The organism is Phreatobacter sp. GW821-FHT04C01, assembly GCF_059420385.1.
The window spans coordinates 421806-445148 of the sequence record NZ_JBWKTP010000005.1; the positions used below are offsets into that span (position 1 = coordinate 421806).

The 23343-nt window shown below is 64.6% G+C and carries 22 protein-coding genes; 4 read left to right on the plus strand and 18 right to left on the minus strand.

Translation table 11 applies throughout. The annotated features are described in order from the left end of the window. Positions 1–2 precede the first annotated feature (2 nt). The 14 genes from AC07WJ_RS21345 to AC07WJ_RS21410 all read right to left on the minus strand — a co-directional run bounded on the left by AC07WJ_RS21345 (position 3) and on the right by AC07WJ_RS21410 (position 14064). Positions 3–1859: a hypothetical protein gene (locus AC07WJ_RS21345; protein WP_494936653.1), complete on the minus strand. Its 1857-nt coding sequence runs from the start codon at positions 1857–1859 to the stop codon at positions 3–5. Positions 1860–1993: 134 nt separating this feature from the next. Further along, a complete protein-coding gene (locus AC07WJ_RS21350; RefSeq protein WP_494936654.1) occupies positions 1994–2965 on the minus strand; it encodes a hypothetical protein in 972 nt (323 codons plus the stop codon). Beyond that, on the minus strand, positions 2962–6465 hold the full coding sequence (locus AC07WJ_RS21355) for a host specificity factor TipJ family phage tail protein (protein ID WP_494936655.1): 3504 nt from the start codon (positions 6463–6465) through the stop codon (positions 2962–2964). The genes AC07WJ_RS21350 and AC07WJ_RS21355 overlap by 4 nt, the downstream gene beginning before the upstream one ends. Positions 6466–6468: 3 nt before the next feature. Next, on the minus strand, positions 6469–6867 hold the full coding sequence (locus AC07WJ_RS21360; RefSeq protein WP_494936656.1) for a glycoside hydrolase: 399 nt from the start codon (positions 6865–6867) through the stop codon (positions 6469–6471). Then, the gene (locus AC07WJ_RS21365; protein ID WP_494936657.1) at positions 6864–7391 is read right to left on the minus strand and encodes a DUF1833 family protein; all 528 of its coding nucleotides are present in this window, start codon (positions 7389–7391) and stop codon (positions 6864–6866) included. The genes AC07WJ_RS21360 and AC07WJ_RS21365 overlap by 4 nt, the downstream gene beginning before the upstream one ends. Continuing rightward, on the minus strand, positions 7391–7762 hold the full coding sequence (locus tag AC07WJ_RS21370) for a hypothetical protein (RefSeq protein WP_494936658.1): 372 nt from the start codon (positions 7760–7762) through the stop codon (positions 7391–7393). The genes AC07WJ_RS21365 and AC07WJ_RS21370 overlap by 1 nt, the downstream gene beginning before the upstream one ends. After that, positions 7762–10233, minus strand: a complete 2472-nt coding sequence (locus AC07WJ_RS21375; protein ID WP_494936659.1) for a phage tail tape measure protein — start codon at positions 10231–10233, stop codon at positions 7762–7764. Before AC07WJ_RS21375 ends, AC07WJ_RS21370 begins: the two co-directional genes overlap by 1 nt. Before the next feature lie 211 nt (positions 10234–10444). Then, entirely contained in the window at positions 10445–10696 is a 252-nt protein-coding gene (locus AC07WJ_RS21380; RefSeq protein WP_494936660.1) for a hypothetical protein, read from the minus strand. After that, positions 10693–11010 (minus strand): hypothetical protein, encoded by a 318-nt coding sequence (locus AC07WJ_RS21385; protein WP_494936661.1) that lies wholly within the window; start codon positions 11008–11010, stop codon positions 10693–10695. Before AC07WJ_RS21385 ends, AC07WJ_RS21380 begins: the two co-directional genes overlap by 4 nt. A 13-nt stretch (positions 11011–11023) precedes the next feature. Continuing rightward, entirely contained in the window at positions 11024–11506 is a 483-nt protein-coding gene (locus AC07WJ_RS21390; protein WP_494936662.1) for a phage tail tube protein, read from the minus strand. Positions 11507–11545: 39 nt separating this feature from the next. After that, positions 11546–12037, minus strand: coding sequence for a phage tail terminator-like protein (locus AC07WJ_RS21395; RefSeq protein ID WP_494936663.1), 492 nt, complete (start codon positions 12035–12037; stop codon positions 11546–11548). Positions 12038–12419: 382 nt separating this feature from the next. After that, a complete protein-coding gene (locus AC07WJ_RS21400) occupies positions 12420–12776 on the minus strand; it encodes a VOC family protein (protein ID WP_494936664.1) in 357 nt (118 codons plus the stop codon). A gap of 24 nt (positions 12777–12800) precedes the next feature. Beyond that, on the minus strand, positions 12801–13220 hold the full coding sequence (locus AC07WJ_RS21405; protein ID WP_494936665.1) for an SRPBCC family protein: 420 nt from the start codon (positions 13218–13220) through the stop codon (positions 12801–12803). 70 nt (positions 13221–13290) lie between these two features. Continuing rightward, a complete protein-coding gene (locus AC07WJ_RS21410) occupies positions 13291–14064 on the minus strand; it encodes a DUF6597 domain-containing transcriptional factor (RefSeq protein ID WP_494936666.1) in 774 nt (257 codons plus the stop codon). 230 nt (positions 14065–14294) lie between these two features. On the opposite strand from AC07WJ_RS21410, the gene AC07WJ_RS21415 reads away from it, so the two are divergent. Both AC07WJ_RS21415 and AC07WJ_RS21420 read left to right on the plus strand, forming a co-directional pair. Further along, entirely contained in the window at positions 14295–14564 is a 270-nt protein-coding gene (locus tag AC07WJ_RS21415; RefSeq protein WP_494936667.1) for an usg protein, read from the plus strand. A gap of 259 nt (positions 14565–14823) precedes the next feature. Then, positions 14824–15741 (plus strand): NAD(P)/FAD-dependent oxidoreductase, encoded by a 918-nt coding sequence (locus AC07WJ_RS21420; protein ID WP_494936668.1) that lies wholly within the window; start codon positions 14824–14826, stop codon positions 15739–15741. 6 nt (positions 15742–15747) lie between these two features. Here the strand turns inward: AC07WJ_RS21420 and AC07WJ_RS21425 are convergent, their stop codons facing one another. Together AC07WJ_RS21425 and AC07WJ_RS21430 are read right to left on the minus strand one after the other, a co-directional pair. After that, positions 15748–16359: a pyridoxamine 5'-phosphate oxidase family protein gene (locus tag AC07WJ_RS21425; RefSeq protein WP_494936669.1), complete on the minus strand. Its 612-nt coding sequence runs from the start codon at positions 16357–16359 to the stop codon at positions 15748–15750. 149 nt (positions 16360–16508) lie between these two features. Beyond that, complete coding sequence (locus tag AC07WJ_RS21430; RefSeq protein ID WP_494936670.1) at positions 16509–17423, minus strand: NAD-dependent epimerase/dehydratase family protein; 915 nt, start codon at positions 17421–17423, stop codon at positions 16509–16511. A gap of 105 nt (positions 17424–17528) precedes the next feature. Here AC07WJ_RS21430 and AC07WJ_RS21435 point away from each other — a divergent pair, with 105 nt between their 5' ends. Next, complete coding sequence (locus AC07WJ_RS21435; protein ID WP_494936671.1) at positions 17529–18095, plus strand: helix-turn-helix transcriptional regulator; 567 nt, start codon at positions 17529–17531, stop codon at positions 18093–18095. 88 nt (positions 18096–18183) lie between these two features. Continuing rightward, positions 18184–18570: an OsmC family protein gene (locus AC07WJ_RS21440; protein ID WP_494936672.1), complete on the plus strand. Its 387-nt coding sequence runs from the start codon at positions 18184–18186 to the stop codon at positions 18568–18570. Between the two features lie 32 nt (positions 18571–18602). Here the strand turns inward: AC07WJ_RS21440 and AC07WJ_RS21445 are convergent, their stop codons facing one another. Further along, on the minus strand, positions 18603–19943 hold the full coding sequence (locus AC07WJ_RS21445) for an acetyl-CoA hydrolase/transferase family protein (protein WP_494936673.1): 1341 nt from the start codon (positions 19941–19943) through the stop codon (positions 18603–18605). Positions 19944–20175: 232 nt separating this feature from the next. Next, positions 20176–23325: an efflux RND transporter permease subunit gene (locus tag AC07WJ_RS21450; RefSeq protein ID WP_494936674.1), complete on the minus strand. Its 3150-nt coding sequence runs from the start codon at positions 23323–23325 to the stop codon at positions 20176–20178. Positions 23326–23343 lie beyond the last annotated feature (18 nt).

The following is a 23343-nucleotide window of genomic DNA, read 5'->3' on the forward strand; positions in this document are numbered from 1 at the left end:
CCTTAGGTACCGAACCGGAACAGCCGCCAACGAGACACGCTGCCGTCATAAATGAACGCCGCGTAGCGGCTGGCAGGCGTAGTGCCCCCACCGAATGTCTGGATGCGATTGCCGGGCGCGCTGTTGGCGTCCTCGTGAGTGCAGGTGAACGTAAAGTTCGCGACGCCGATGATCTCGATGATCCGGCCAGCCACACCTCCGGCAAATCCAGAGAAGGAATAAGTGGTGGTCGGGCCGCTCACGAGGATATACTCGGCGTTCGGCAGCGTGACGTTGTGGTTCGCACCATTGGCGGCGACTAGAGCTTGATGGCGACCCGCTCGCGCCCCATTTACATCGAGCGCAGCGGCCGGATTGATCCCCCCAATGCCTGCACCAGCCGAAGAAACTCGGAATACAAGTGGACCCGCATTGACGTCAAAGAAACCGCCAACATTTGGGACATTCGTAATAACCTGGGTGTACAGTGCTGAATTGATATTTAGGAGTGTGCCTGCCGCGTCAGTCGCAAGCACATTTGATCCGGTGCCAAAATAGATCACTCCGGAGGCGCCTCCAGTGTTCGACCAAAACGCTCCGTCTGCCTTGATGTTGCCGAGGACGTGAAGCTTTTGCGATGGGGCGGCAACACCCACTCCTAAATTCCCGCCATTCGGCAACAGAGCCATGCCGAAATTCGTGCTAAAATCGGCGACAAATCTCGGTTGACACCACGCAATACCGCTGTTGTACCCGCCCCAGTCAAATCCAACGCCGCCGAACTGCGTGCGGAAAATCAAATTTGCATCGCTGCTCCCGGACGTGGCCGGCGCGCCCCCGGGCATAAGAGCTCCGTTGACGTGCAGAAGCCCCCCCGGACTCGACGGATATGTGCCAATGGTGACCATGCCTCCATTGGGGTTGAGAGACAGGTTCAAATTGACAGCGTAGTTGGTAAGGCTCGGCTGTATCCAAGTATTTCCGCCGAGATAAGCTCCAACGCGCAAGACCGAGCCGGACGTGCCGATCGTCATGAACTGGTTGGCGTCTGTAGTGCCAACCGTCGCAGGACTTCCACCCGCAACCGGGCGTTGAACTTGAAGCGTTCCCGCGCCAACGACGGCGGCTGTGCCCACACTGACATTCCCGCTGCCATCCTCATAGAGGCCAGTGGATAACCCAACGCTGCCGCTCGTGTCGGAAAACCGCGCAAGTCGCCCAACTGTCGTAGCTGTTGGCAGGCCAAGCGCTGCCTTGGCCTGCGCCGGCGTCCCATCGATCGGCGCACCCGTGCCGGCACCGACGGCTCGCATCTTGAATGTCGCCTGCGCCATATCGGCGAGCGAGGTATTTTTGATCGAGCCAACTCCAAGCGCCATCGCCCCCGTCGCCGGGTCGATCGAATAAGCCAGGTTGATAGCCGTCTCCGCGGCGGCGCCCGGCCGTGTTAGGCCAACATAGCATCTGACCTGGCCGCTCTCGACGACGAAGCGCATCCGCCTCGCCCCGTCGTCCCAAACAAGCTCCTGGAACGGCACGCCGGCCGTACCTTTGAGCCCGGTGGTCTGGTAGATGCCGGCCATGATCGCCTCTGAGACGACACCGGTATAAAGCTGGTAGGCCTGCCCTGACGCGGTCGAGCCGGCCCAATCGTGGGCGAGCGTCACCTGGCTCGTACTGTCGACCGTCGCCACCACGCCAAGCCGGTCGCCGACGCGCAACAGCGAGCCCGCGCCGAAGGGCGAGACAAGGCTGCCCGCGGCATCAAGCGTTCCGATGGCATTGGCCATGCCTGTAAACGTCACGACGCGATTGCCCGCGCCGCTGAATCCGACCGTGCCGGCCGTCGTGTTGTAGATGTCGCGTTGGAATGTTGCCATGGGTGTGCGGTCCTCGCCTGGTGGGCGGAGCAAAAGGGGATTTAGGAAAGCGCCGGTTACGAGAGGCGGCCAACTGCCGACTGCTGGATCGCCGGAGATCGTCGCCTATGGAGACCATCCGGCAGACTCGGAGATTAGTGCGGTGTGCCCAGCATAAGGAATTGCTTGAAATACGACGATGCAGAGTTCGGATTTGCTTGCAATCCAATCGCGTTCGCGACTCCCTGATTCATAGTAAATCGGAATGATCGGAAATAATCTCGATCGCCTATGATCTGGCCTCTTTTTACAGCGTATGAATATGCCTCGCCTCCGCCTTTCGGTATTTGAAAGCAGCTGGTGAACATCACATACGCATCAGTAGGCGCCTGCTTCATTTGCCAAGCAAAATCGGTAAGCGGATTTCCGTTGGCATTCAAATTTTCATAAGGTGGAACGAAATAAGATCCCGCAATACGCGCATAAGGTCGTGCACTATGAAAAACCACACGCCCTGAATCATCTCGAAATGTCAGATGATGACCGGCAGACAATCCAAGTGCGTTTCTTCGAAACCCAGTGACGAAATAATTGAATGTCAGTGCCGCCTCTGCGGAGAACCCAACAGTCGTGGAAGTCGGCCTACCAATGTACATATAGGAGTCAAACGGCATCGTTACGAATACCTGCGGATAATCGACCTCCGGATAGGTTACCGTTTGAACCGCATGCCCAAACGGGATGCTCACCGTTCCTTGCGAGACAATTTCGGCGTTGCGGCTTCGATTATCAATTATGATCTCGTTATTTGAATTCTTGATCGAAAGACCGTACGATCCCGGAACATAAATTTGCGGACCAGCGAAAGAGAAAAAGAAATATTGAACAGATACACCGCCGTCGTTGGTCAATATTTTCGTCACGTTGTTAAAAATTGCCGTACCCCCTAGGATGGGCCTGCCATCTTGATACCTGAACCAGATACCCGCATTTGCATCGAAATCGGGAATATATGCAGTCTGAAATGGCTCTAATACTCCATCATATACGATCCGTGCCAATCTAGATGCGGAATTACTGCCAAGCGTGCCGAGAGCATCGCGAATGGTGACACCATAGAGACTCATGGGTGCAGCCCCAGTCGGACGACCTCGACCCCTGCGGCGTTGGTGATAACGAAAGCCTCACCATTCAAGTCAAGTTTGCAGCGGTCGTTGGTCGATTTGACGACTCCGGCAATCACAGTGCCAGACTGGAACACGCCGTCCGTCATTGTCAGTTTGTTCGTTCCGGTGTCGTAGGAGAGCTTGGTGACCCCCGCCGACGTCTTGATGAAGATCTTCTCGGCGAGCATCACAATCTGGCTGCTGTAAATCCCGGAGCCAGGAGCGGTCTCGATCACGTCGATCGCGAGGCCGCCACTCGTGAACGTGCCACCGGCCGTGACACGCGCCTGCATCTCGATGCGGGCCGCTACACCGACTGGTGCAAGAACCGTCGTCATGCGGAATGTTGCGTTGGCCGTCCTGCCGTCGAGCTCGGACAGAACGGATGTGATCGAGTTCGCGAGCGCCGTATCCCCGTTCGTTCGCGCCGTCTGTTCGGTCGTGATCGCCGCCGTATTCGCGCCGATCTGAGCCTGCACCGTCGTGTTGACCGTCGCCTGCGCCGCCTTGTCGGTGACGACGACCGACCAGTTCTCCTCGATCTGCGCCTTCGCGGCACCCTGCGTGGCGGTCAATCTTCGGTTCTGGATCTGCCTGTTATTGGCCTCCATCAGCATGGCCTCGATCGAGGCCGAGGCCTGATCGAACAAGGCAATGGCGTCGGCGCCGAGATTGGGCAACACCACCACGCCATTGTCGACCCCAGTCGCCGTGACCACCGGTTTCGGCACCACCAGCGCGAACGGCGCGGTCCATTCTCCCGGCACGCCGGTTGAGCCATAGGCCCGTGCGCGAACCAGGATGTTGGTGTCGGAATAACGGATCGGCCCGGTGCCCGAGGCGGAGGCGCCGCTGTAGAACTGGGTGTAGTCCTGGCCGTCCTGGCTCACCTCGACCTCGAACAGCGTCGCGCCCGCCGAGGCGAGGATCGAGAATTGCAGTTCGAGCGAGGAGGTGTGCTGGCGGATCGCGGCGGTGAAATTGCGGATCGCCGGGCTCTCGGCGGTCACCAGCGGCCAGGTGATCGGGCTGTCGGGCGGGATCACCGCGCCGATCGCGTCATAGACCGCGGGGCTGTCGAGCTTGGCTGACAGCGAGGCCTGGCCCTTTTCCTTGGGCACCATGCTTTCGACCAGCCATTGCTCGCCATGTTCGACGAGCGAACCGATGATGATGGTGGTCGGGTTGGCGTTTTCCGGAGCCAGCACCTGGACGAGCGTCAGGCCCGACGATGCCGCCTCGGCCGCGACGTCGTCGGCATTCAGGATCACCTCGCGCGGCCCCGCCCCTTGGATGACCCGCACCGGCCCCCATTCCTCGCCATTGCGGTCGCGCAGCATGGCATAATCACCAGGCGCCACCACGACATCGACATCGAGCATCAGGCGCGTGTCGGCGGCGGCGAGCACGCCGGAGACGGCCCGGCCGTCGAGGAACCAGGGATCGACAGCGATGGGATCGCCGCGGAACACCAGCCGGCCGGCGAGTTCGGTGTCGAAGGAGACACGCGCCCGGCGGTAGAAGCCGCTCGCCGCGAGCCAGCGGGCGATATGGACGGCATGGGCATAGGAGGAGAGCCCGGGCCATTCGATCCGGCGCGGGCCGAAGGCCGAAGCCGTGCCGTAATATTGCTCGGCATAGTTCGGCCGCTTCGGGTCGGTCTCGTCGTGATAGGCGATCTGGACATGGGCCGAGCCGTCATCGGCCTGCACGTCATAGTCGATGCTGGTGCTGCCGCGGACGATCTGCCGGCGCGAGAAGGTGTGGCGGCGGATCGCCTTGGGCTCGTCGCGCACGAAGGAATAGCCGGGCCCGATGCGCACCGGCTCGGCGCGCACATTGGCCAGCACGGTCTTGCAGGCGCCCCAGAGCGTGTCCGGCCCGCGGATCACGCCGTCGAAGGTGTCGAAGGCGGAAACGCCGGTCTGATAGGCACGGATCTTGGCGAGATCGACCAGGTTCGGATCGATGCCGCCGCCATAATCGTCATTGGTCAGCAGGTCGGCATAGATGTCGACGCATTTGCGCAACTCGCCTTCGACAAAGGCCGAGCCGTTCCAGACCTGGCCGAGACGGCGCGCCTTGACCTGGATATCCGCGAAGCTGGTCGAGGTCAGGCTCTTGCCGGACTGCACCTTCATGCAGAGTTCGGTGATGCCGGCGCGGATGCGGCTGTCGGGCCGATGGCCGCGCAGCGCGTCCCAGCTGATGTCGCGCTGGAAATTCGCCTCCTGGTCGGGCGCGAAGCGGAACACATTGTTGCGGGCCCGCACCACATATTGCGCCAGCGGCACGTCGCGGGTGCGGGTGAAGCGCTTCGGCCCCATGATCTTCAGGCCGCCATTGGCCTCGCGATAGAGGTCGTGCCAGGCACCGACGACGGCGCCGCTGTCGTCGCATTCGGCATATTCGATGATCAGGTCGATCGGCAGGGTCGTGCCGGTATTGGATTTGAAATAGCCGCTGGGATAGCTGTAATCGACCTGCAGGCGGCTGATCTTGACGCCCGGAGCGGTGACGCGGAACGGCCCGGCAATCGGGTTCGGATCATTGCTCAGCGGCAAGGTGATGCCGGAGACATTGGACGAGGTCAGCACGTCGCCGGGAACCAGGCTGGAAGCCTGGCCATGGATGATCTCGACCATGGTGCCGGCGAAGGGCGTGGTGACGCCCGCCGCCGATGGGCCGCCATTGGGCAGGCCGCTCGATCCCGATGCCCGCCACAAGGTGGTCTGGCCGGCTCGGATCTCCATGATCTCATATTTGCCGCAGCCGATCGTCATGCGCTTGAACAGCGTCATGTCGTCACCGGAATAGCTGAAATAGTCCGGCTGACTCAGATCCGGCCCATTCCAGAACCGGCCGAAGCCGACGGGAATGCGCTCGTTCGGCCGGGCCAGGTTGCCGCCGCCGGAGATGCCGTAGAGCTTGTTGTTAGGATTGCCCTGGCGGGCAAACGCCGAGAGAATCGCGTTGCCGCCGATCATGATGCCGGCGGTGAGGATCTTGCCGGCGAAGAAGCCGGGCGTGCCGACGGCCGGAAGAACGCCGTTGACCGCGAAAGCCGCCGGCCCGGCCCAGGCCGCGAAGGCGAAGAGCGCGATCGAGGCCACCATCAGGCCGATCTTGGCGCCGCTCTGGCTGCCGCCGCCGCCCTGCGGCAGGATGGTGATCAATACGATGTCGCCGCTCGCCACATAGGTGCGCGACCAGAGCCGTTCTTCGTAGAGCGGGATCTCATGCGCTTCGGCGTCCGCCGGCACAGCCGCGAGGCGGACACTCTCGTCGGTCGGTGCGAAGATTTCGCCCGGCTTGTGCACCGAGACGAGATAGGGCTTGCCGGCGAGATGTTTCGTGCGGGCGGCGATGAGCCGGTCGAGGCGCCGGCGCCCGCCGCCCTTCAGGGCAAGCCGGGGCGCCACCTCGGCGCGATTGAGGTTTGCAAAGGCGATTTGGGTCATGGGTCAGGCCTGTTCCGGAATCCAGAACGTGGGAAACCAGCCGCGCGCGCCGAGAACCATCAGATCGTCCACGCAGACGCCTTGCGGCCTGTCGGTATGGACGATCAGAGGCTCGGGCATGAGGAGGCAGGTCCCGATGTGACAATCGATGCGGTTGACCGCGCGTGGCGACATCAGGACGACCGCCCCGTGCCGGGGCTCGCCGACCAGGCGCCACGACGCGCGAACCGGGTTGGTGTGGATCAGCGCATGGCGCGCGTTCGGCGCCTTGGGCAGGGCCGCCAGAGGCAGCAGGCGGCCGAAGAATCGCTCCTGGATCTCCGCCGCCAGAACCAGGCAGTGGCGGTCTTCCCGATAGGGCTGGCCGTTGATCCCGTTCAGATAGGCGGCGAGTTCGGTCATTGCACGAAGGGCGCGGGATAGCGCAGCTTGTCGTAGACCTGCCGCGGGAAGGCCTGTTCCTGCACCTCCAGCCAGCCGATCTCGCCGACCGCCGACAGGGCGGTGACCGGCACCTTCTTCAGCATGAGCCCGTAATAGACCTGCCCGGGCTGGCTGAGGTCGGAACCGGCATATTCGCGATAGATGATCTCGACCTTGTCATTGCCCGAGATCGTCTGGCGCATGATCCGGGCGATCTCGCCCGAGACATTGTCCATCTTGATCCGCGCGGGGGTCGGTCCGTTTTCGTTGTGGCCCGGCGGCAGGAAGTCGAAAGCCATGGCCTTGAAGGTCACGGTCTCGTCCGGGTTGAACGGCGCGCCGGGCTCGAGCCTGGCGACGAGCGGGGTCTGCTGGCCGGTGACGAAGCGCTCGGGCCCGTCGGCGAAGCTCGCATGGTTCAGCTCGATGGTGATGAGAATGTCCTCGTCGGTCGAAGCCGAGGCGTAGGACTGGGCAAGCGCTGCCGAAAGGAACTGGGGCATCAATAATAGACCGTGATCTTGCCGGAAACGCCCCAGTTGCCGCCGCCGAGCGGCGTGACCTCGGGACGTTCCCCCTCGAAATGACAAGTCCGCGCGGTGAAGCTTGCAGCGGACGGCGAAAAGGTCGGCATGGTGAAGCGGGCCGCGCCCGATTTCAGGTCGTCGTCGAAAAACGTGTCCAGGAGTTCGACCTGGCCCCCGTCCATGATCCAGTAGACCGCCTCGCGCCTCGCCTTGATCCGGCTCTGCCGGCGCGAGGTGACGGGACCATCCTCCATTTCGGTGGTGTTCGGCTTGAAGCGGGCCGCACGGTTATATTGCTCCTGGGCATATTCCTGCGGGAGCGCAGCAGGCCAGACAGGGAGTGACATCAGCCCACCACCGGTTTTTGTTGGAGACCATAAGTGCCGGCCATGGCATTGCCGACCGGACTGTTGCGACTGGCGATGCGCGCCGCGGACCGGGCATCGACCCGATCGGCCAGCCGGTCGATATCGAAGGTCACGTTGCCCTGGCCGTCATGGCTTTCGGTGACCATGGCGCCGGCATTGTTGTTGACGGTGACCTGCACGGGCCGGCCGCCGGAATGGGCCGCGAGGGCAGCGCCCACGCCGAGCCGGCCGGCACTGTCGCGGCGCAGCGGCATGATCGCCTCGGGACCCGCCTCGCCCATCAGCCCGATGCCGTTGGCAAAGGGAAATAGCGTGGGGCGATGGACGATGCCATTGGTGAAGGCGCCGCCCAGCGCGAAGGGGTGAAGCCCGCCGGGGGCGAAGACATTGCCCTTGGCGCTCGTGATCATAAAAGAACCGAGATCCAGCGGCGCGCCCGGGGCACCACCGAAACCGAACAAGCTGCCGAGGCTGCCGAGCAGCCCATTTCCGAGCAGGCCCGCGCTTTTGCCCTTCTTGCCAAACAGCGTGTCGAGCAATTCATTGGCCGCCATATCGAGAAGTTTCTGCCGCAGGCGATCCAGGGACGAGACCAGCGCGTCGATCGGATTCTTGGCGGTCGGCGCCAGCAGGATGCCCTTCAGCGCGTCGCGGCCGGCGCCTTCCAGCTCCATCTTCTGGGCCTGCGCGTCCTTGGCCCTTTCCGTCTGGGCGGCGACCTCGCCAACGACGGCAGCTTGCTCGCGCAATTGGCGGAGTTGATCGGCGGTCAGATCCTTTCCGTCCTTCTTGAGAGAATTCAGTGCCTTCTCCAGCTCCAGGGCAGCTTCCCGCTGAGCCGTGCCAAGACCGACGAGTTCCATTTCTTTCCGCAACGCCGTGGCGCGCTCGTCCAAGGCGCGGCTGGCGCGCTGATATGGGGGTTCGGGTGGCTCGGCAGCGGCATTCGTCGCGGCTCGTGGGGCCGAAGCCGGCCTGTTTGATCCGGCGGCGTTGCCACCAGCCTGCGCGACAGCGGGTGTCGGCGGCGTTGGAGCATCCGCCGGCCGGCGCCGTGGGACAGGAACTCCCCCCGACTGAAAAAGAATATCATTGGATGTCACCGGGGTCGGCATGTCGGGACGCGGAATTTGATGCGCGATTAGGAAGTCCGTACTCGCGTTGAGTTCACGCTGCGCTTTGCCACGGATTACCACCACCCGCCGTTGCTCGACCCTTTCCCGCGCTTGCTGCGCATCGCTCGCATTGGGATCGACAATTCTCTCCGGATTGGCATTGAGCACGGCCACCGCATGCCGCGCAGTCTCCTGCGCCGTCATGATTTTGCCTGCGTCCAGAAGGCGCTTGACCTCCAAATAGGCCTCGCCAGCCTTACGAGACGCAACCGCGAGCCCCTCTCCCATTAGGACCCCGACGCCATAGAGGCTCATGCCCAGGCCGATGATGTCGTTGAGAACCGGCTTCAGGCCGGTCGTGGCTTCCCGTCCGGCATCCTCCAGGCGCTTCGTCAGTTCGCCGGCGCGTTCGATCACGTCCGGCGGAATGATCGATCCGTCACGAAGGCCAGCCTGAGTGAGTTTCTCGATCTCGAAGCGACCTGCCGCCAACTCTTCGGCGATGCGGCGTCCAGAACGGCCGAATGCCGTCTCCGCGAGGTCGTAAGCCGCAAGCGTCTCACCTTCTCGCTGAAGCTCCTGGATCGAAAGAATGACCGCCTGGACGCGCTCGTCATTGGTCGTCGCCCTGATATATTGCTCGCGCCCTTGCCCACCGGAGGTCGCCCGGTCGAGAAACATATCGTCCAGCTTCTTGCGAATGGGCGAATCCTGCCCGGCGAATGCCTTGCTGTCGAAGCTTTCACGCGCGCCGTTGCGAAACGATTCCAGCGCCTGCTGAGCATCCTTGATGGGCAGTTGAATGCGCTCGAACTGGCGCTCGAATGCCTGCAGCGTCGTCGTCCCAACGCCGAGGTCGCGCGCGATATCCCCCGTCTTGGAATATTGGGCGATCGTATCGGTCAGTCCTTTGTAGAGAGCCGCGGCCGCATCCGCGAGCGCCTCAGCGACTTTGCCCTGCGGGAGAGCGCTGCCGACCAAACTCGTCACGGTCCGGCTCGCGATCATGCCGAGCGCCGCGTTCGCCACACCGCTCACTCCGGTGGCTTGAGCGGCTTCGCCCGTTGCTGCGGTCTGCGCATCTGCCTGCTGAGCCTCTTTCGGCTGGCTGCCAAGGACAACTGAAGCAGCCTGTCCAGCCACGCTCAATGCGTTGACTCGCTGCACCAGGTCGCGCGTCGCCTTGTCGGTGTTGCCGGAGGTCCTGCCCATCTTGGCAAGGGCGGCCTCGGCCTTCAGGGTTGCGGCGCTCAACCGATCCAATTCCTTCACCGCGGCGGTGACTTGGCTTGAATCGATCTTGAGGCCGAGCACGGTGTCCATGAGGATCTCCATTCGGCGCAACATGAAGTCCTGACGCGCGGGCCTGTGATCGGCGGGGCGCAGGACATGAATGATCTGGTGTCGAGGGTTGTTTCGGACGGGCAGTCCCACTGCCCCGCAATGCCGGCGCACGAAGCCTGCCGGAGCGGCCGAACGTGGAATGGCCGCCGGCCAGATGAGGCCGGCGGCCGGCCGATCGCGCTCCCCCCTTGCGAGGAGCGTCTCAGCCCTTCTTTCCCAAGGCCTTGAGCAGGCCGCGCAGTCCGGCGGGGTCCTTCAGACTGACCCCGCCGGTGGCATCCTTGGCCGGTCTGGCACCGTCGCCGCCGCCGAAGATCGCCTTGAGCATGTCGATCCGGGCCTTGTAAGCGGCCATGATCGACGTCATCCGGCTTTCCAGCGTCTGCTGTTCGGTCCAGCCCAGCCAGCCCATGCCCAGCCCGAGAAGCCAGGCATGGAACTCGGCATGGGTCACGGCTCCCCCGCCGCCCGGTCCTTGCCAGCCTCCTCGGGCTGCCGCCCGCCATTGCTGAGCAAGGTCACATAGTGCGTCACCGGCACGGCGAGGCTGGCGAGCCCGGTATTGTAGACCTGGGTCTTCACCTCGTTCGGGCGCCGGCCGAGCCCGGCGGCGACGATGACCACATAGGCCGAGAGCTTGAAGGCCCCGACCTGGCGAAAGGCCTCGACGAAGCCGCCGAGTTGCTCGTCCACGGTGATCGCCGCCTCGAGGGTCGGCCGAAGCACGACGGTTTCACCGTCCAGCGTCAGTTCGATGTCGTTTTTCATGGACATCGGATGCTTACGGCGAGACCGCCGCGACCGCTTCGAAGATCTCGGAATTGACGCCGAGATTGAAGGTGCGCTTGGCGACGTCGGTGGTGTTGACCGCACCGATCCGCTTCGACATCACCATGGCGCGCCAATAGTGCACGCTGTCCGAATAGGTCGGCCCGGGGGCATCGGGGATGACGAGCTTGAAGCCGTAGCTGAAGCGCGAAGCCTCGGCGGCGATCAGGGCGAGCTGGCCGACGTCGAGCGGATCGTGGCCGACCACCAGCGGAACCGAACCGGAATTGCGCGCGCCCTTCAGGTTGCGGACGCGGCCATCCGACAGGCCGGTGAAGGTGATCGCATTGGACTCGTCGCCGATCTCGCCGAGGCTTTCGGCCTCGCCGATCTTCACCCAGGTCAGCGCCTGGAATTCGGTGAGGCTGTCGACGGTCGGGAGAATGGGAGCGCTGGAGATGTAGATTTCGGCGCCGAGGCCGCTATTGACTGCCATGGAACTGTCCTTTCGGGGGTGGTTGACTAGTTCGGGAGTTCATCCGAACGCCCGGTATCGAAGGCTCACCGGCAAGCTGATGCGCGGCGGGTCGTCGAGCTTCTGCCCAATCCAGGCTTGGGTGATCTTGATCTTGGCGCCGTCGCGGTAGATCACCGTGCCGGGCTTGAAATGGGCGAGCAGGGCGTCGGCGACCTGCCGCGGCGCCGCCATGCCGGTACGCTGCGGCCAGAGCACGTCGATCTGCAGAACCCCGACGTGATCCCTGGTTCCACCGGGCGCCAGGGCGAAGGCCAGTGCCGGCGCAGGAATCTCGGTTACCCGGAGCCACTGATTGTCGAGCGGCGGCGTGAAGTCGGCATTGGGGTAGGCAATCGGCAGAGCCGGATCCAGGACCAGCTCCGCCAGACGCGCGAAGAGGCCCTCGGCAATCCTCGTTTCGATCGCAGTCACCATCACTTCCTCTCTCGCGATAAGTCGTCGTGCAGCGGCATGGGCGCCGTGACCGCAGCGGTCCTGGTCGTCCGGCATCCGCCGGCTCCCGTGCGAACCGTTCTTGAACCTGGTCGTCGTGACATCGGACGCGACACCGCGGCCCGCGCACCGGTCAGGAGTTGCCACGGGACGAGCTGCGGCAATGCGGGGACGCACAAGCATGCCCACAGCAAGACGCCGGCGCCCTGCAAAGGCACCGGCGTCCGGATGACCAAGATCAAAGAAAAATCAGAATTTCAGCAGGTCAGATCGCCAAAGATGCGCAGCGCCGCTGAACGCAAAACTGTGACGATCTATTTCTTGCATTAGGCCCGACTCGGATCCGCGCGTCAAGTGAAATAGGATTATTTTCCGAAGATATTTGCTTAGCCTCGGGAAGCAGGACACACCGCCCACAGAGGACGCGCGGCGGCGAGCCTCACGGCTTGTCCGACCAGACCGCGAGCTCATAACCATCGGGATCCTGGAAGTGAAAGCGCCGGCCGCCGGGAAAGGCGAAAACCGGGACGGTAATCCGCGCTCCCAGCGCTTCCAGGCGGCGCTGGGTCTCGGCAAGGTCGTCGGCGTAGAGAATGACCAGCGGCCCGCCGGTACGAACGGGCCCCTGGGTGGTGAGCCCGCCGGTCAGCCGGCCGTCGGAGAACTCGCAATAGGTCGGGCCGTAATCGGTGAAACGCCAGCCGAACGCCTCGCCGTAAAAGGCACGCGAGCGCGCGATGTCGGTCACATTGAATTCGATATTGTCGATGCGGCGGTCCTGGCCGGATTGGGCCATGGTCGTGTCTCCTCGCGGGTTTGATCAGGTGGCTGATTCCATGATCGCCTTGAGGCTCGCCAGGTCGCGCGCGACCGCCTCGGCATCACGGGCGAAATCCTCGGCGCTCATTCCGGCAAGCCGGAACAAGGTGAAGATCACTTCGGCTCCGGCGCCGTTCGCGACAACGCGCAGCGGCACCGCGACGTCGAGACCCGAAGCAAGGGTGACGACATGGTCGAGCACGCCGAAGCCATTGCGCGCAGCGAAGCGAATGGTCACCGGCCCGGTCGGCCCGTCGGCCTTCCAGATGTCGCCATGTCGAACCGGATTTGTGCCAAGGCCCGCGGCCCAGCGCACCATGTTCGCCGGTTCGGCCGCGAAGTCATAGACCGCGCGCCAGTCACGCGCGATCGAGACATGGACGATGCGGGTCTCGGATATGGGCTGGTCCGGGTTCGGCATTGCAAGGGCTCCGTCGCAGGGCCGCCGTCTTGCCACGGATGGCCGGGCCGGTCTTGAACAAAACGGCCAGTCAGCTGCCCAGTTGCGCGACCACCCGGGCCGGCGTCTGCTTGGCGAGGCCCATCACCTCGCGGCCGAGATGGGCCTGGTCGGCATAACCGGCGGCTTGTCCAAGCGCGGCGAGGCTCGTCTTCGGGCCGGTCCGGGCAAGCCGGAGGAAACGCTGAAACCGCAGGATCCGCTCGAGCGTCTTCGGGCCATAACCGAAAGCCTCCCGGCTGCGCCGGCGCAGCGTCCGTTCGCTGACGTCGAGCCGGTCGGCCAGGGTCTCGATCGAAACCGGGCCACGGCTGAGGCGGTCGAAGACGAAGGCCATGTCGGGTGCCCGCGGCGCGATGCCCGGGGCAAGCGTCGCCAGGCTGGACTGCATCGCCATCAGCCGTTCGCCAGCGCTCCTGGCCTCGCCCATCCTGCCGGTCAGGTCGCGCGCCCGGCGCCCCCAGAAGTCGGCCAGCGGGACCTGCCGGCCGACCAGTTCCGACATCGGAACGCCAAGCCAATGGGCCGCGGCGCCAGGTGCAAAACGCAAACCTGAGATGCTGGCGCCGGCCGGCGGCTCCGGCATGGCTGCCTCGATATCGGGTCCTGCCACATGCAGGCGGCCGCCGAGCCAGACAATGTCGACGCAGCCATCCGGCACGACGGCCATCGGCCCGGAATGGCCGGGCGCGACCTGATGGCTCCAGGCGCACAGGAAATGACCGACGAGCGACGGGATCGGCTGCGCTTCGCGGTAGAGACCGGTGGCGCCGGCCAGGACCGCATCGCCATCCCACTGCATCATGTCACTCTCGGCATTCACGGATGGAATCGTCGCCTCACGCACCGGACGTTGCAAACATCATAGCCGCCACCGCGCCCGCTTCGAAGCCCGCGCGCGCAAGCCACTTGGCAGCAGACCGCCCATGCGAGTGCCAAGATGCTGAAATCTTTCGTGAATACGGCATTATCGCCTTGCGCCCGGGGCGATGTTGCGGTGCGATGAACTGGTCATCCGGCAAAGGAGATTCCAGCATGGCATCGCATGAATTTGCCAGGCAGATCGATGGCTATGGCCTGACCACCGCGGACATTCTCTATCGCCTTCCCGACCATCCTTCGATCCTGCAGGAATATGTCTGGCAGGACTATGACCTGGCGCCGCGTTTTCCCGAATTGAAGAAATTCCTGGCTTTCTGGGAGGCGAAGCTGGAGGGCCGGTTGTTTCGGGTGACGGTGGCCCACAAGGCCCTGATCGGGCCGGCGGAACTCAAGACTGTCGACGCGGAATTCCTGCTGCATTGAGCCCTGCCGGGCCGTTGTCCCGGCACAGGAAATGACCATCGGCACCGGCCGCTGCGACAGCCCGCGCGCGGCCGGGGGCCGCCGCTGCGGTTGACACATGCCCCGATTCGTAACTATTAAAGTTACATGACACGAAACGACCGGCCGCCCTGAGCAAGGTTCAAGCGCTCGGCGCCTCTCGCTTCGACCCCATCCCTCTTGCCGACCGCGCCGCGGACTTCCGTGGGCGTTTCGCCATCCGACTGCCCGGAGTACACCTGTGAACAGCCCCTCACCCCATGATGCCGTCATTATCGGCGGCAGCTTTGCCGGCCTCTCCGCGGCTATGCAGCTCGCCCGGGCGCGGCGCCGCGTCCTGGTGATCGACGCCGGACAGCCGCGCAACCGCTTCTCCGACCATTCCCACGGCGTCTTCGCGCTGGATGGCCGCTCCGGCAGCGCCCTGCTGGCCGAAGCGCGCGCTCAGCTCGCCGCCTATCCGACGATCAGCCTGATGGCGGGCGAGGCGATCGCCGCGCGGCCCGAGGACGGAGATTTCCGGGTCGAGATCGCAGGCGGCCAGCAAGTCCTCGGCCGCCGCATCCTGCTCGCCACCGGGATCGCCGATCAATTGCCGGAGCTTCCTGGACTTGCGCCGCGCTGGGGCAAGACCGTCCTCCATTGTCCCTATTGCCACGGCTATGAGATCGGCGGCGGCCCGATCGGCGTGCTCGCGACCGGTCCGCTCGCGACCCATCAGGCGTCGCTGATCGCCGACTGGGGCGATGTGACCTTGTTTTCCAATGGCATGACTGTCGAGGGGGACAGCGCGGCCATGCTGGCGCGACGCCGCGTCGTCATCGAACCCGCACGGGTCGAGGCGATCGAGGGACCGGCTCCAGCCATCACCGGCCTTCGCCTGGCCGACGGCCGGCTCGCTGCAGTCAAGGCGCTGTTCGTGGCGGCGCCCACCCGCATGGCGAGCCCGCTCGCCGAGATGCTCGGCTGCGCCTTCGATCCGACGCCGCTCGGTCCGATCATCCGCACCGACGCCTGGAAACTGACCACCGTTCCCGGCGTCTATGCGGCGGGCGACGCCGCGCGAGCGCCGCACAGCATCACCTTCGCCACCGCCGATGGCGTCACCGCGGGTGTCGGCCTGCATCACCAGCTGATCGCCGACGAGGCCGCGGCCTGAACCCGATCAGTAGAGATTGGTCGTGTAGGCGACCGCGAGGCTCTGGTTGGTCTTGTCCGCATCCACGCCCTTGACCTGGTCGGCGATGACGGTGCCGAGCGGCGGGAAATCATCCCGGCCGACCTTCTTGGCCGGGTTCCACAGGTCGGCGCGCAGCAGCGACCGGCCGCAGTGGAAATAGACCTGCGCAATGGTCACCTCCATGGCCGAACTCGGCACGATCGTGCCCTTGATCGCCATCGGCGCGAGCACGGCCGGGTCGGTGACGATGCGGGCACGGCCGTTGACACGCAAGGTCTCGTTGAGACCCGGCACGAAAAACAGCAGGCCGATCTCCGGCTTGGCCAGCACGTTCTGCAAGGTGTCGAGCAAATTGTTGCCACGTCGGTCGGGCACCAGCAGGGTCGTGTCGTCGACCACATGGACGAAACCCGGAGCGTCGCCGCGCGGCGAGCAGTCGGTACCGCTCCCGCTGCTCGAAGCCACGGCCAGAAAGGGTGACAACGCGATGAACCGGCGGGCGTGGCCGTCGAGCCGGGGCATCACCTTCTTCAGCACGAGTTCACCCGGCTCGGCATAGGACTGCCGCAACGCCGTGGTGTCCTTGATCTCACTCATCGTCATCGCTTCCGGCCGTGGTTCTCGGGCGCGGGCCGCCCGATCGCGGCCATCATCCGCCCGGCGATAGCACGCCGGTTCCAGTGGCACAGCTTCGGCAGGGCCAGGAACTGTCGCGTTATGGCCATCGCCGACGGGAAGCCAGGGCTTCAGGCATCGCCGGCCAGCCCGCGAAGGACCTCGGCGAAGCCGGTCCTGCAAGTGAAGCCGAGCCGGCCGGCGGCGTGCGAGGCGTCGTAGACCCGATCGATGGAACTGAACATGGTCCAGCCGCGGCGCGCGTAGAGCGCCGGATAGTCGGGGAAATAGCGCGCCACCACGGCGGGGGCGTCGACCATCAGCGCCGCGCAGTCGTCCGGCCGGAACGGCGTCGGCGCCGAGACGATGAACAGGCCGAAGCCGAGGTCGGGCGCACGCTGCAGTGCCACGACATGGGCCTCCGCCGCGTCGGCGACGGTCAGCCTGCGAAACAGCAATTCGTTCGCCTTGGTGTTCTCGTCCGACTGGTCGATGGCATGGGCCATATCGTCGGCTTCAGGGAAGAACCGGGCGGTGCGCAGCACCACCACGGCGAGACCGAAAGCGTCGTGATAGAACCGGCAAAGCTTTTCGGCGGCGAGCTTGGTGACCCCATAGATATTACGCGGCTCGGGCGCCATGGCCTCGGTGAGCCAGGAGGCCTCGCGCATGCCCCCTGCCCGGCCGGCCCTTATCGCCGACGAGATCATCAGCGAGGTGGTCGAGGTGAAGACGAAGCGCGGAACACCTTGTTCGACCGCCTCGTCCAGCAGGTTGAAAGTGCCCTGGACGTTGACCGCCATGAAGGCATCGCGCGAATTCCTGTCGATGTCCGGCTTGTGCAGGCCACCGGCATGGATGATCGCCTCGAAACGCCCGTCGCGGAGCACCGAGCGCACCATTCCGCGGTCGGCGACCGAGCCGGTGATGGTGGTATGGTCGGCGGCGACGGGATCGAGCCCGATCACCTGATGGCCGAGGGCCTTCAGCCGTGGCGCCAAGGTCTGGCCGAGCCAGCCGGATGAGCCCGTCAAGAGAATGCGCATGCCTGTATCCTGTTCGATCCGCAGCGGCATTGTCGCGATGGCAGGCCGGCATGGCCACGTATAAATGATGCGCGCGGGTGGCAACCCGCATGTGGAGGCTTGATCATGACGGATCGGGAGACATCCAGGGTCGTGCCCCGGTTCGGGCCGGCCCTGAAGACGTGGCGGCTGCTGCGGCGGATCAAGCAGAGCCATGCAGCCGAGCTGATCGGTGTCTCACAGGCAACCATTTCGCGCTGGGAAAGCGGCGTCCAGGAGCCGGCCGGCAGCCAGGCCGAGCGGCTTGCCGCGCTGTTCGAGACCAGGCTCGACAGTGCCGCGGACCGGGCTTTGGCCGAGCTCGTCATGCATGCGTCGAGCGAAATCCATCTGATCTGTGACAGCACGCACAGGCTCCTGGCCGCCTCCGCGGCCCGCGAGCGGTGTTGGCGGGCGAGCGCCACCGAGCTCGCCGGCACCTCGCTCTGGCGCTTTGCGAGCGCCGAGATCGTCGAAGCAGAGGGGAAGCTCGGCGAGGCCGGCTGGTTCGAGCCGGTCGCTCCGGCGATCGAGCTCGCCACGGGATCGAATGCCTCGCCGATCGTGCCGATCCGGCCTGGCCGCGTGCGCTGGACACGCATGCGCCTGGCGGACGGTTCATTCGCCAGGCTGGTTCAGGCTGTCGCCGCTTGACCACTCGGGCTCTAGCGGATCAGGGCCCGCCGGTGCGATGATGCCCAGCCCGTGCCGTCCGGCCCGGATCTCCAGCGGAGGCGGTTCCATGGCCCACGTGCATGCCCATATCGGCAAGGAGCAATATGCGGTCGCGATCGAGGCGCGCGGCCACCAGCTGATCTCCGACGAACCCGAAGCGCTGTGCGGCGGCGACAAGGGCCCGGCGCCGTTCGACCTGCTGCTCTCGTCCCTCGGCGCCTGTACCGCCATCACGCTGAAAATGTATGCCGAGCGCAAGCAATGGCCGCTCGAGGGCCTTGGTGTCGAGCTGCGCTACATCAAGACGATCGAGGCCGTTCACATCGAGCGGGTGCTGACGCCGGAGGGCGAACTCGACGCCGAGCAGCGCACCCGGCTCGCCGAAATCGCCGAGAAGACGCCGGTGACACTTGCCCTGAAGCCGGGCATCGAGATCCGGACCGAGATGCGCTGAGGCGACGGAGCAGTCGCCGTCCCTCCCCTTGCTCAGGCGAGCGTGAGCCCCTTGGGGATCAGGCCATGGTCGCGCGCCTGGCGCTCCAGGGCCTCGCGGAAATCCGGGTGGGCAATGGAGATCAGCGCCTTGGCCCGCTCCGCCACCGACTTGCCCTTCAGATTGACCATGCCGTATTCGGTGACGACATACATCGTGTCGGTGCGCGGCGTGGTGACCACATTGCCGGGCGTCAGGTTGAGCACGATGCGGCTGCGGCGGTCGCCACGCTTCTCATAGGTCGAGGACAGGCAAATGAATGACTTGCCGCCGCGCGAGGCATAGGCGCCGCGGACGAATTGCAGCTGGCCACCGGTGCCGCTGAGATGCCGGTGTCCATCCGATTCCGAAGCCGCCTGGCCCTGCAGGTCGATCTGCGTGGTGTTGTTGATGGAAACGACATTGTCGTTCTGCATGATGTTGTGCGGCAGATTGGTATAATCGACCGGGTGGCACTGGGCGTCCGGATTGCGGTCGATCACCTCATACTGCCGGCGAGAACCGGCGGCGAAAGTGTAGACCATCTGGCCACGATCGAGGGTCTTGCGGGCGCCCGTCACCAGGCCGGCGTCGTAAAGCGCGATGATCCCGTCGGACATCATTTCGGTGTGAATGCCGAGATCGCGCACACCCGCATCCTTCAGCGTCGAGCAAACCGCATTGGGCATGCCGCCAATGCCGATCTGCAGGCAGGAACCGTCGGCGATCTCCTGGACGATGCGGGTGGCGACCAGCCGGTCGACCTCGGTCGGCGCCGGGTTACCGATTTCCGGGATTGGTTCGCCGTCACCCTGAATGACGTAGTCGACCTCGCTGGCATGCACGCCGTTGCCGGGCCCGAAGCAATAAGGCATGGCCGTGGACACCTCGACGATCACCCGGCGCGCGCGTTCGACCAGGGCGCGCTGGTAGGTGGCGGCGGCTCCGAAATTGAACATGCCCTCGGCATCCATCGGGCAGGTCTTCAGCACGACGATATCCACCGGCTCGATGAAGCGGCGGTAATAGTCCGGCGCCTCGCCGAAATTCATCGGGATGTAGTTGCAGCGCCCGGCATCGTGGCGTCCGCGGTCATAGCCGGAAAAATGCCAGCTGAACCAATGGAAATGGCGACCATCCGGGTCGCAGTCATGGGTCGGGCGGGCGCGCATGGTCAAGGCGGAACGGATCTTGACGTCGTGGAGCTCGTCGCGCCGTGCCGCCAGCGCCCGCTCGAAGACATCGGGCTGGCCCATGCCGAACCCATAGTCGAGCCACATGCCCGACGTGACCAGGGCCGCCGCCTCGGCCGCCGAGATCTGGATAGCCTGTTTCGCCGAAACCGCCGTCATCATGCTCATTCCTCTCCTGAGGACCAAGGCCCGCTCCCGCCCGGTCCATCCTGCCGTGGTCGCCGGGTTCTGCCGCCCGGCTTGATCGTTGCGCTCCAATAGCCGGCGTCCACGGCATGATAGCCCCGGGCCGGCACGAAGCCGCTATCGGTAGCGCAAGAGGCAGGCCTCGTCTTCTGCAAAAATGGCCGGCCGGGCGACGCCGCGCGATGACCTCGCGGCGCCGCGACCGCGGCTATTCAGCCGGGACCACCCGGGGCTGACGCGTCGGCGCCGGCTGGCGCCGCGAGAAGGTGGCGATCAACGCCGGCAGCACCAGCAGGATGAGCACCGGCGCCACCACAATGCCGCCGACCACCACGAAAGCCAGCGGCCGCTGCACCTGGCTGCCGATGCCGGTCGACATGGCCGCCGGCAGAAGGCCGACGCAAGCGGCCACGCAGGTCATCAGCACCGGGCGCATACGCACCCTGCAAGCCTCGGAAATGGCGTCGAAACGTGCCCGGCCGAGCTCGATCATGCTGTTGTAGTAGACGATGACCAGGATGCCCTCCATGACGGCGATGCCGAACAGGGCGATGAAGCCGATCGCCGCCGAAACGCCAAAGGGCGTGCCGGTCACCGCCAGCGCCAGGATGCCGCCGACCAGCGCCATGGGGATGACACTCAACGCCAGCAGCGTATCGGTGAAGGAGGCGAAATGGGCATAAAGCAGGAGAGCGATCAGCAGCAGCGTGATCGGCACGATCACCTTCAGACGCGCCACCGCGTCCTGCAGATTGCCGAATTCACCGACCCATTCGAGCCGTGAGCCGAACGGCAGGCTCACCTGATCGGCGACCCGCGCCTGGGCCTCCAGCACCGTGCTGCCGAGATCGCGGCCACGCACCGAGAACTTGATCGGCACGTAGCGCTGCTGGCCCTCGCGATAAATGTAGGAGGGGCCGGCGACGAGCCGCACGGTCGCGACCTCGCGCAGCGGGATCTGGGCGACGCCGCCATTGCCGTCGGGTACGCCGATGCGCAATTCGCCGATCGCCTCGGGGCTGGCGCGGTATTTTTCGGCGAGCCTGACCATGATCGGGAAATGCCGGTCGGAGCCCCGCTCATAGAGATCGCCCGGTGTGTCGCCGGCGATCGCGGTCTTGATCGCGGTGTTGATGTCGCCGGGCTGCAAGCCGAAGCGGCCGGCCTTCTCGCGATCGACCTCGATCTCGACGGTCGGCTGCCCCAGCGTGTTGAACACGGCGAGATCGCGCACGCCCGGCACATCGCGAATGGCGTCCCGGATCAGCGTCGCCGTGCGGGTCAATTCGACAAGGTCGTTGCCGAAGACCTTGATCGAGTTCTCGCCCTTCACGCCGGATGCGGCTTCCGCGACATTGTCTTCCAGATATTGCGAGAAGTTGAAGGCGACGCCGGGCAGTTCCTCGGTCAGCCGGGCATTGATCTCTTCGATCAGCTTTTCCTTGGTCAGTCCGGCCCGCCATTCGGTCTGCGGCTTCAGCGGCACGAAGACTTCGGCATTGTTGAAGCCGGCGACATCGGTACCGTCGTCAGGCCGACCCTGCTGGGAAATGGCCGTCTGGACCTCGGGGAATTCGGCGATCACCCGGCGCATCCGGTTGACGTAGCCATTGCCCTCCTGCAGCGAAATCGTCGGGTGGAAGGTCGCGCGCACCCACATATTGCCTTCCTCGAGCTTGGGCAGGAACTCGAGCCCGAGCGAGCGCAGCACCATGCCGGTGCCGGCGAGCATGAAGAGCGCCAGAAGCATGACCACAAGGCGCCGTTGGATCGCCAGCGCCAGCAGCGGTTCATAGACGCGCCGGATGACCCGCACCGCGATCGTCTCGGTCTCGTCGAGCCTGCCCCGGAGCAGGATCGCCGAGAGCGCCGGCGTCACCGTGAAGGTGGCGAACAGGCCGCCGGCGAGCGCATAGGCATAGGTCTTGGCCATGGGCGAGAAGATGTGGCCCTCGACGCCGCTCAGCATGAACAGCGGCAGGAAGCCGGTAATGATGATGGCGGAGGAGAAGAAGATCGGCCCGATCACCTCCTTGGCCGCGCCGAGCACGGTCGAGACGAAGTCGTCATGCCCCTCTTCGTCCGGCTTGAAGCGGCCATGGCCGCTGCTACGCTCGGCGAGATGCCGGAAGATGTTTTCGACCATGATGACGGTGGCGTCGACGATCAGGCCGAAATCGAGCGCACCGACCGACAGGAGATTGGCCGATTCCCCCATCATCACCATGACGATCACGGCGGTGAACAGCGCGAAGGGAATGGTGGCGGCGACCACCACCGCGCTCCTGAAATTGCCGAGGAACACCCATTGCACCAGGAACACGAAGAGCACACCGAACAGGAGACTGTGCAACACCGTATGGGTGGTGATGTCGATCAGTTCCTTGCGGTCGTAAAGGCGCTCGATCTTGACCCCCGCCGGCAGCACGCCGCCGGCATTGATCCTTTGAACCTCCGCCTCCACCCGCTGCAGCGTCGGCATGCTCTTTTCGCCGCGGCGCATCAGCACGATGCCCTGAACCACGTCGTCGACGTCGTTCATGCCGGCGATGCCAAGCCGTGGAAGGTGGCCGATCGTGACGGTCGCGATGTCGCGAACACGCACCGGAGTGCCGTTCGACTGGGTGATCAGCGTGCCGGAAATGTCCTCGATCGAGCGGATCAGGCCGACGCCACGCACCACGCCCGCCTGTGGCCCGATCTCGATGGTATTGCCGCCGACATTGATATTGGCGTTCTGCAGCGCCTGCATCACCTGGGTAAGGGTCAGGCCCGAGGCGATCAGCTTCTGAAAATCGACCGTGACCTCATAGGTCTTGGTGGTGCCGCCCCAGCCGGTGACGTCGACGACGCCGGGCACCGACTTGAACCGCCGGGACAGGATCCAGTCCTGGATGGTCTTCAGGTCGGTCAGCGAATAGCCTGGAGGACCAACGACGCGATAGCGGAAGATTTCGCCGATCGGGCTGACCGGCGAAATCTGCGGCTGGGCACCGCCCGGCAGGGCGGGAATCTGGCCGAGCCGGTTCAAAACCTGCTGCAGCGCCTGATCATAGGTATAGTCATAGGTGAACTGCAGCTTGACATCCGACAGGCCGAACACCGAAGTCGTGCGCATCACCTTGAGATTGGGCAGGCCGGCCATCTGGTTTTCGATGGGAATGGTGATGTAGCGCTCGATCTCCTCCGCCGAGAGCCCGGCCGATTGCGTGATGACATCGACGAGCGGCGGCACCGGATCCGGATAGGCTTCGATGTTCAGCCGGGTGAATGCGACCACGCCACCGGCAAGCACCAGCACGAAGGCGAGCGCCACCAGGACGCGGCGGTCGAGTGAAAAAGAAATGATCGCGTTCACGGATAGTCCCCGCTCATG

Coding starts and splice junctions, on each gene's coding strand:
- AC07WJ_RS21345 (WP_494936653.1), bottom strand. CDS start 1,859: ATGGCAACATTCCAACGCGACATCTACAACACGACGGCCGGCACGGTC.
- AC07WJ_RS21360 (WP_494936656.1), bottom strand. CDS start 6,867: ATGACCGAACTCGCCGCCTATCTGAACGGGATCAACGGCCAGCCCTAT.
- AC07WJ_RS21410 (WP_494936666.1), bottom strand. CDS start 14,064: ATGATGCAGTGGGATGGCGATGCGGTCCTGGCCGGCGCCACCGGTCTC.
- AC07WJ_RS21395 (WP_494936663.1), bottom strand. CDS start 12,037: ATGCCGGACGACCAGGACCGCTGCGGTCACGGCGCCCATGCCGCTGCA.
- AC07WJ_RS21385 (WP_494936661.1), bottom strand. CDS start 11,010: ATGAAAAACGACATCGAACTGACGCTGGACGGTGAAACCGTCGTGCTT.
- AC07WJ_RS21435 (WP_494936671.1), top strand. CDS start 17,529: ATGACGGATCGGGAGACATCCAGGGTCGTGCCCCGGTTCGGGCCGGCC.
- AC07WJ_RS21400 (WP_494936664.1), bottom strand. CDS start 12,776: ATGGCCCAATCCGGCCAGGACCGCCGCATCGACAATATCGAATTCAAT.
- AC07WJ_RS21405 (WP_494936665.1), bottom strand. CDS start 13,220: ATGCCGAACCCGGACCAGCCCATATCCGAGACCCGCATCGTCCATGTC.
- AC07WJ_RS21390 (WP_494936662.1), bottom strand. CDS start 11,506: ATGGCAGTCAATAGCGGCCTCGGCGCCGAAATCTACATCTCCAGCGCT.
- AC07WJ_RS21415 (WP_494936667.1), top strand. CDS start 14,295: ATGGCATCGCATGAATTTGCCAGGCAGATCGATGGCTATGGCCTGACC.
- AC07WJ_RS21375 (WP_494936659.1), bottom strand. CDS start 10,233: ATGGAGATCCTCATGGACACCGTGCTCGGCCTCAAGATCGATTCAAGC.
- AC07WJ_RS21425 (WP_494936669.1), bottom strand. CDS start 16,359: ATGAGTGAGATCAAGGACACCACGGCGTTGCGGCAGTCCTATGCCGAG.
- AC07WJ_RS21355 (WP_494936655.1), bottom strand. CDS start 6,465: ATGACCCAAATCGCCTTTGCAAACCTCAATCGCGCCGAGGTGGCGCCC.
- AC07WJ_RS21430 (WP_494936670.1), bottom strand. CDS start 17,423: ATGCGCATTCTCTTGACGGGCTCATCCGGCTGGCTCGGCCAGACCTTG.
- AC07WJ_RS21445 (WP_494936673.1), bottom strand. CDS start 19,943: ATGATGACGGCGGTTTCGGCGAAACAGGCTATCCAGATCTCGGCGGCC.
- AC07WJ_RS21370 (WP_494936658.1), bottom strand. CDS start 7,762: ATGTCACTCCCTGTCTGGCCTGCTGCGCTCCCGCAGGAATATGCCCAG.
- AC07WJ_RS21350 (WP_494936654.1), bottom strand. CDS start 2,965: ATGAGTCTCTATGGTGTCACCATTCGCGATGCTCTCGGCACGCTTGGC.
- AC07WJ_RS21365 (WP_494936657.1), bottom strand. CDS start 7,391: ATGCCCCAGTTCCTTTCGGCAGCGCTTGCCCAGTCCTACGCCTCGGCT.
- AC07WJ_RS21440 (WP_494936672.1), top strand. CDS start 18,184: ATGGCCCACGTGCATGCCCATATCGGCAAGGAGCAATATGCGGTCGCG.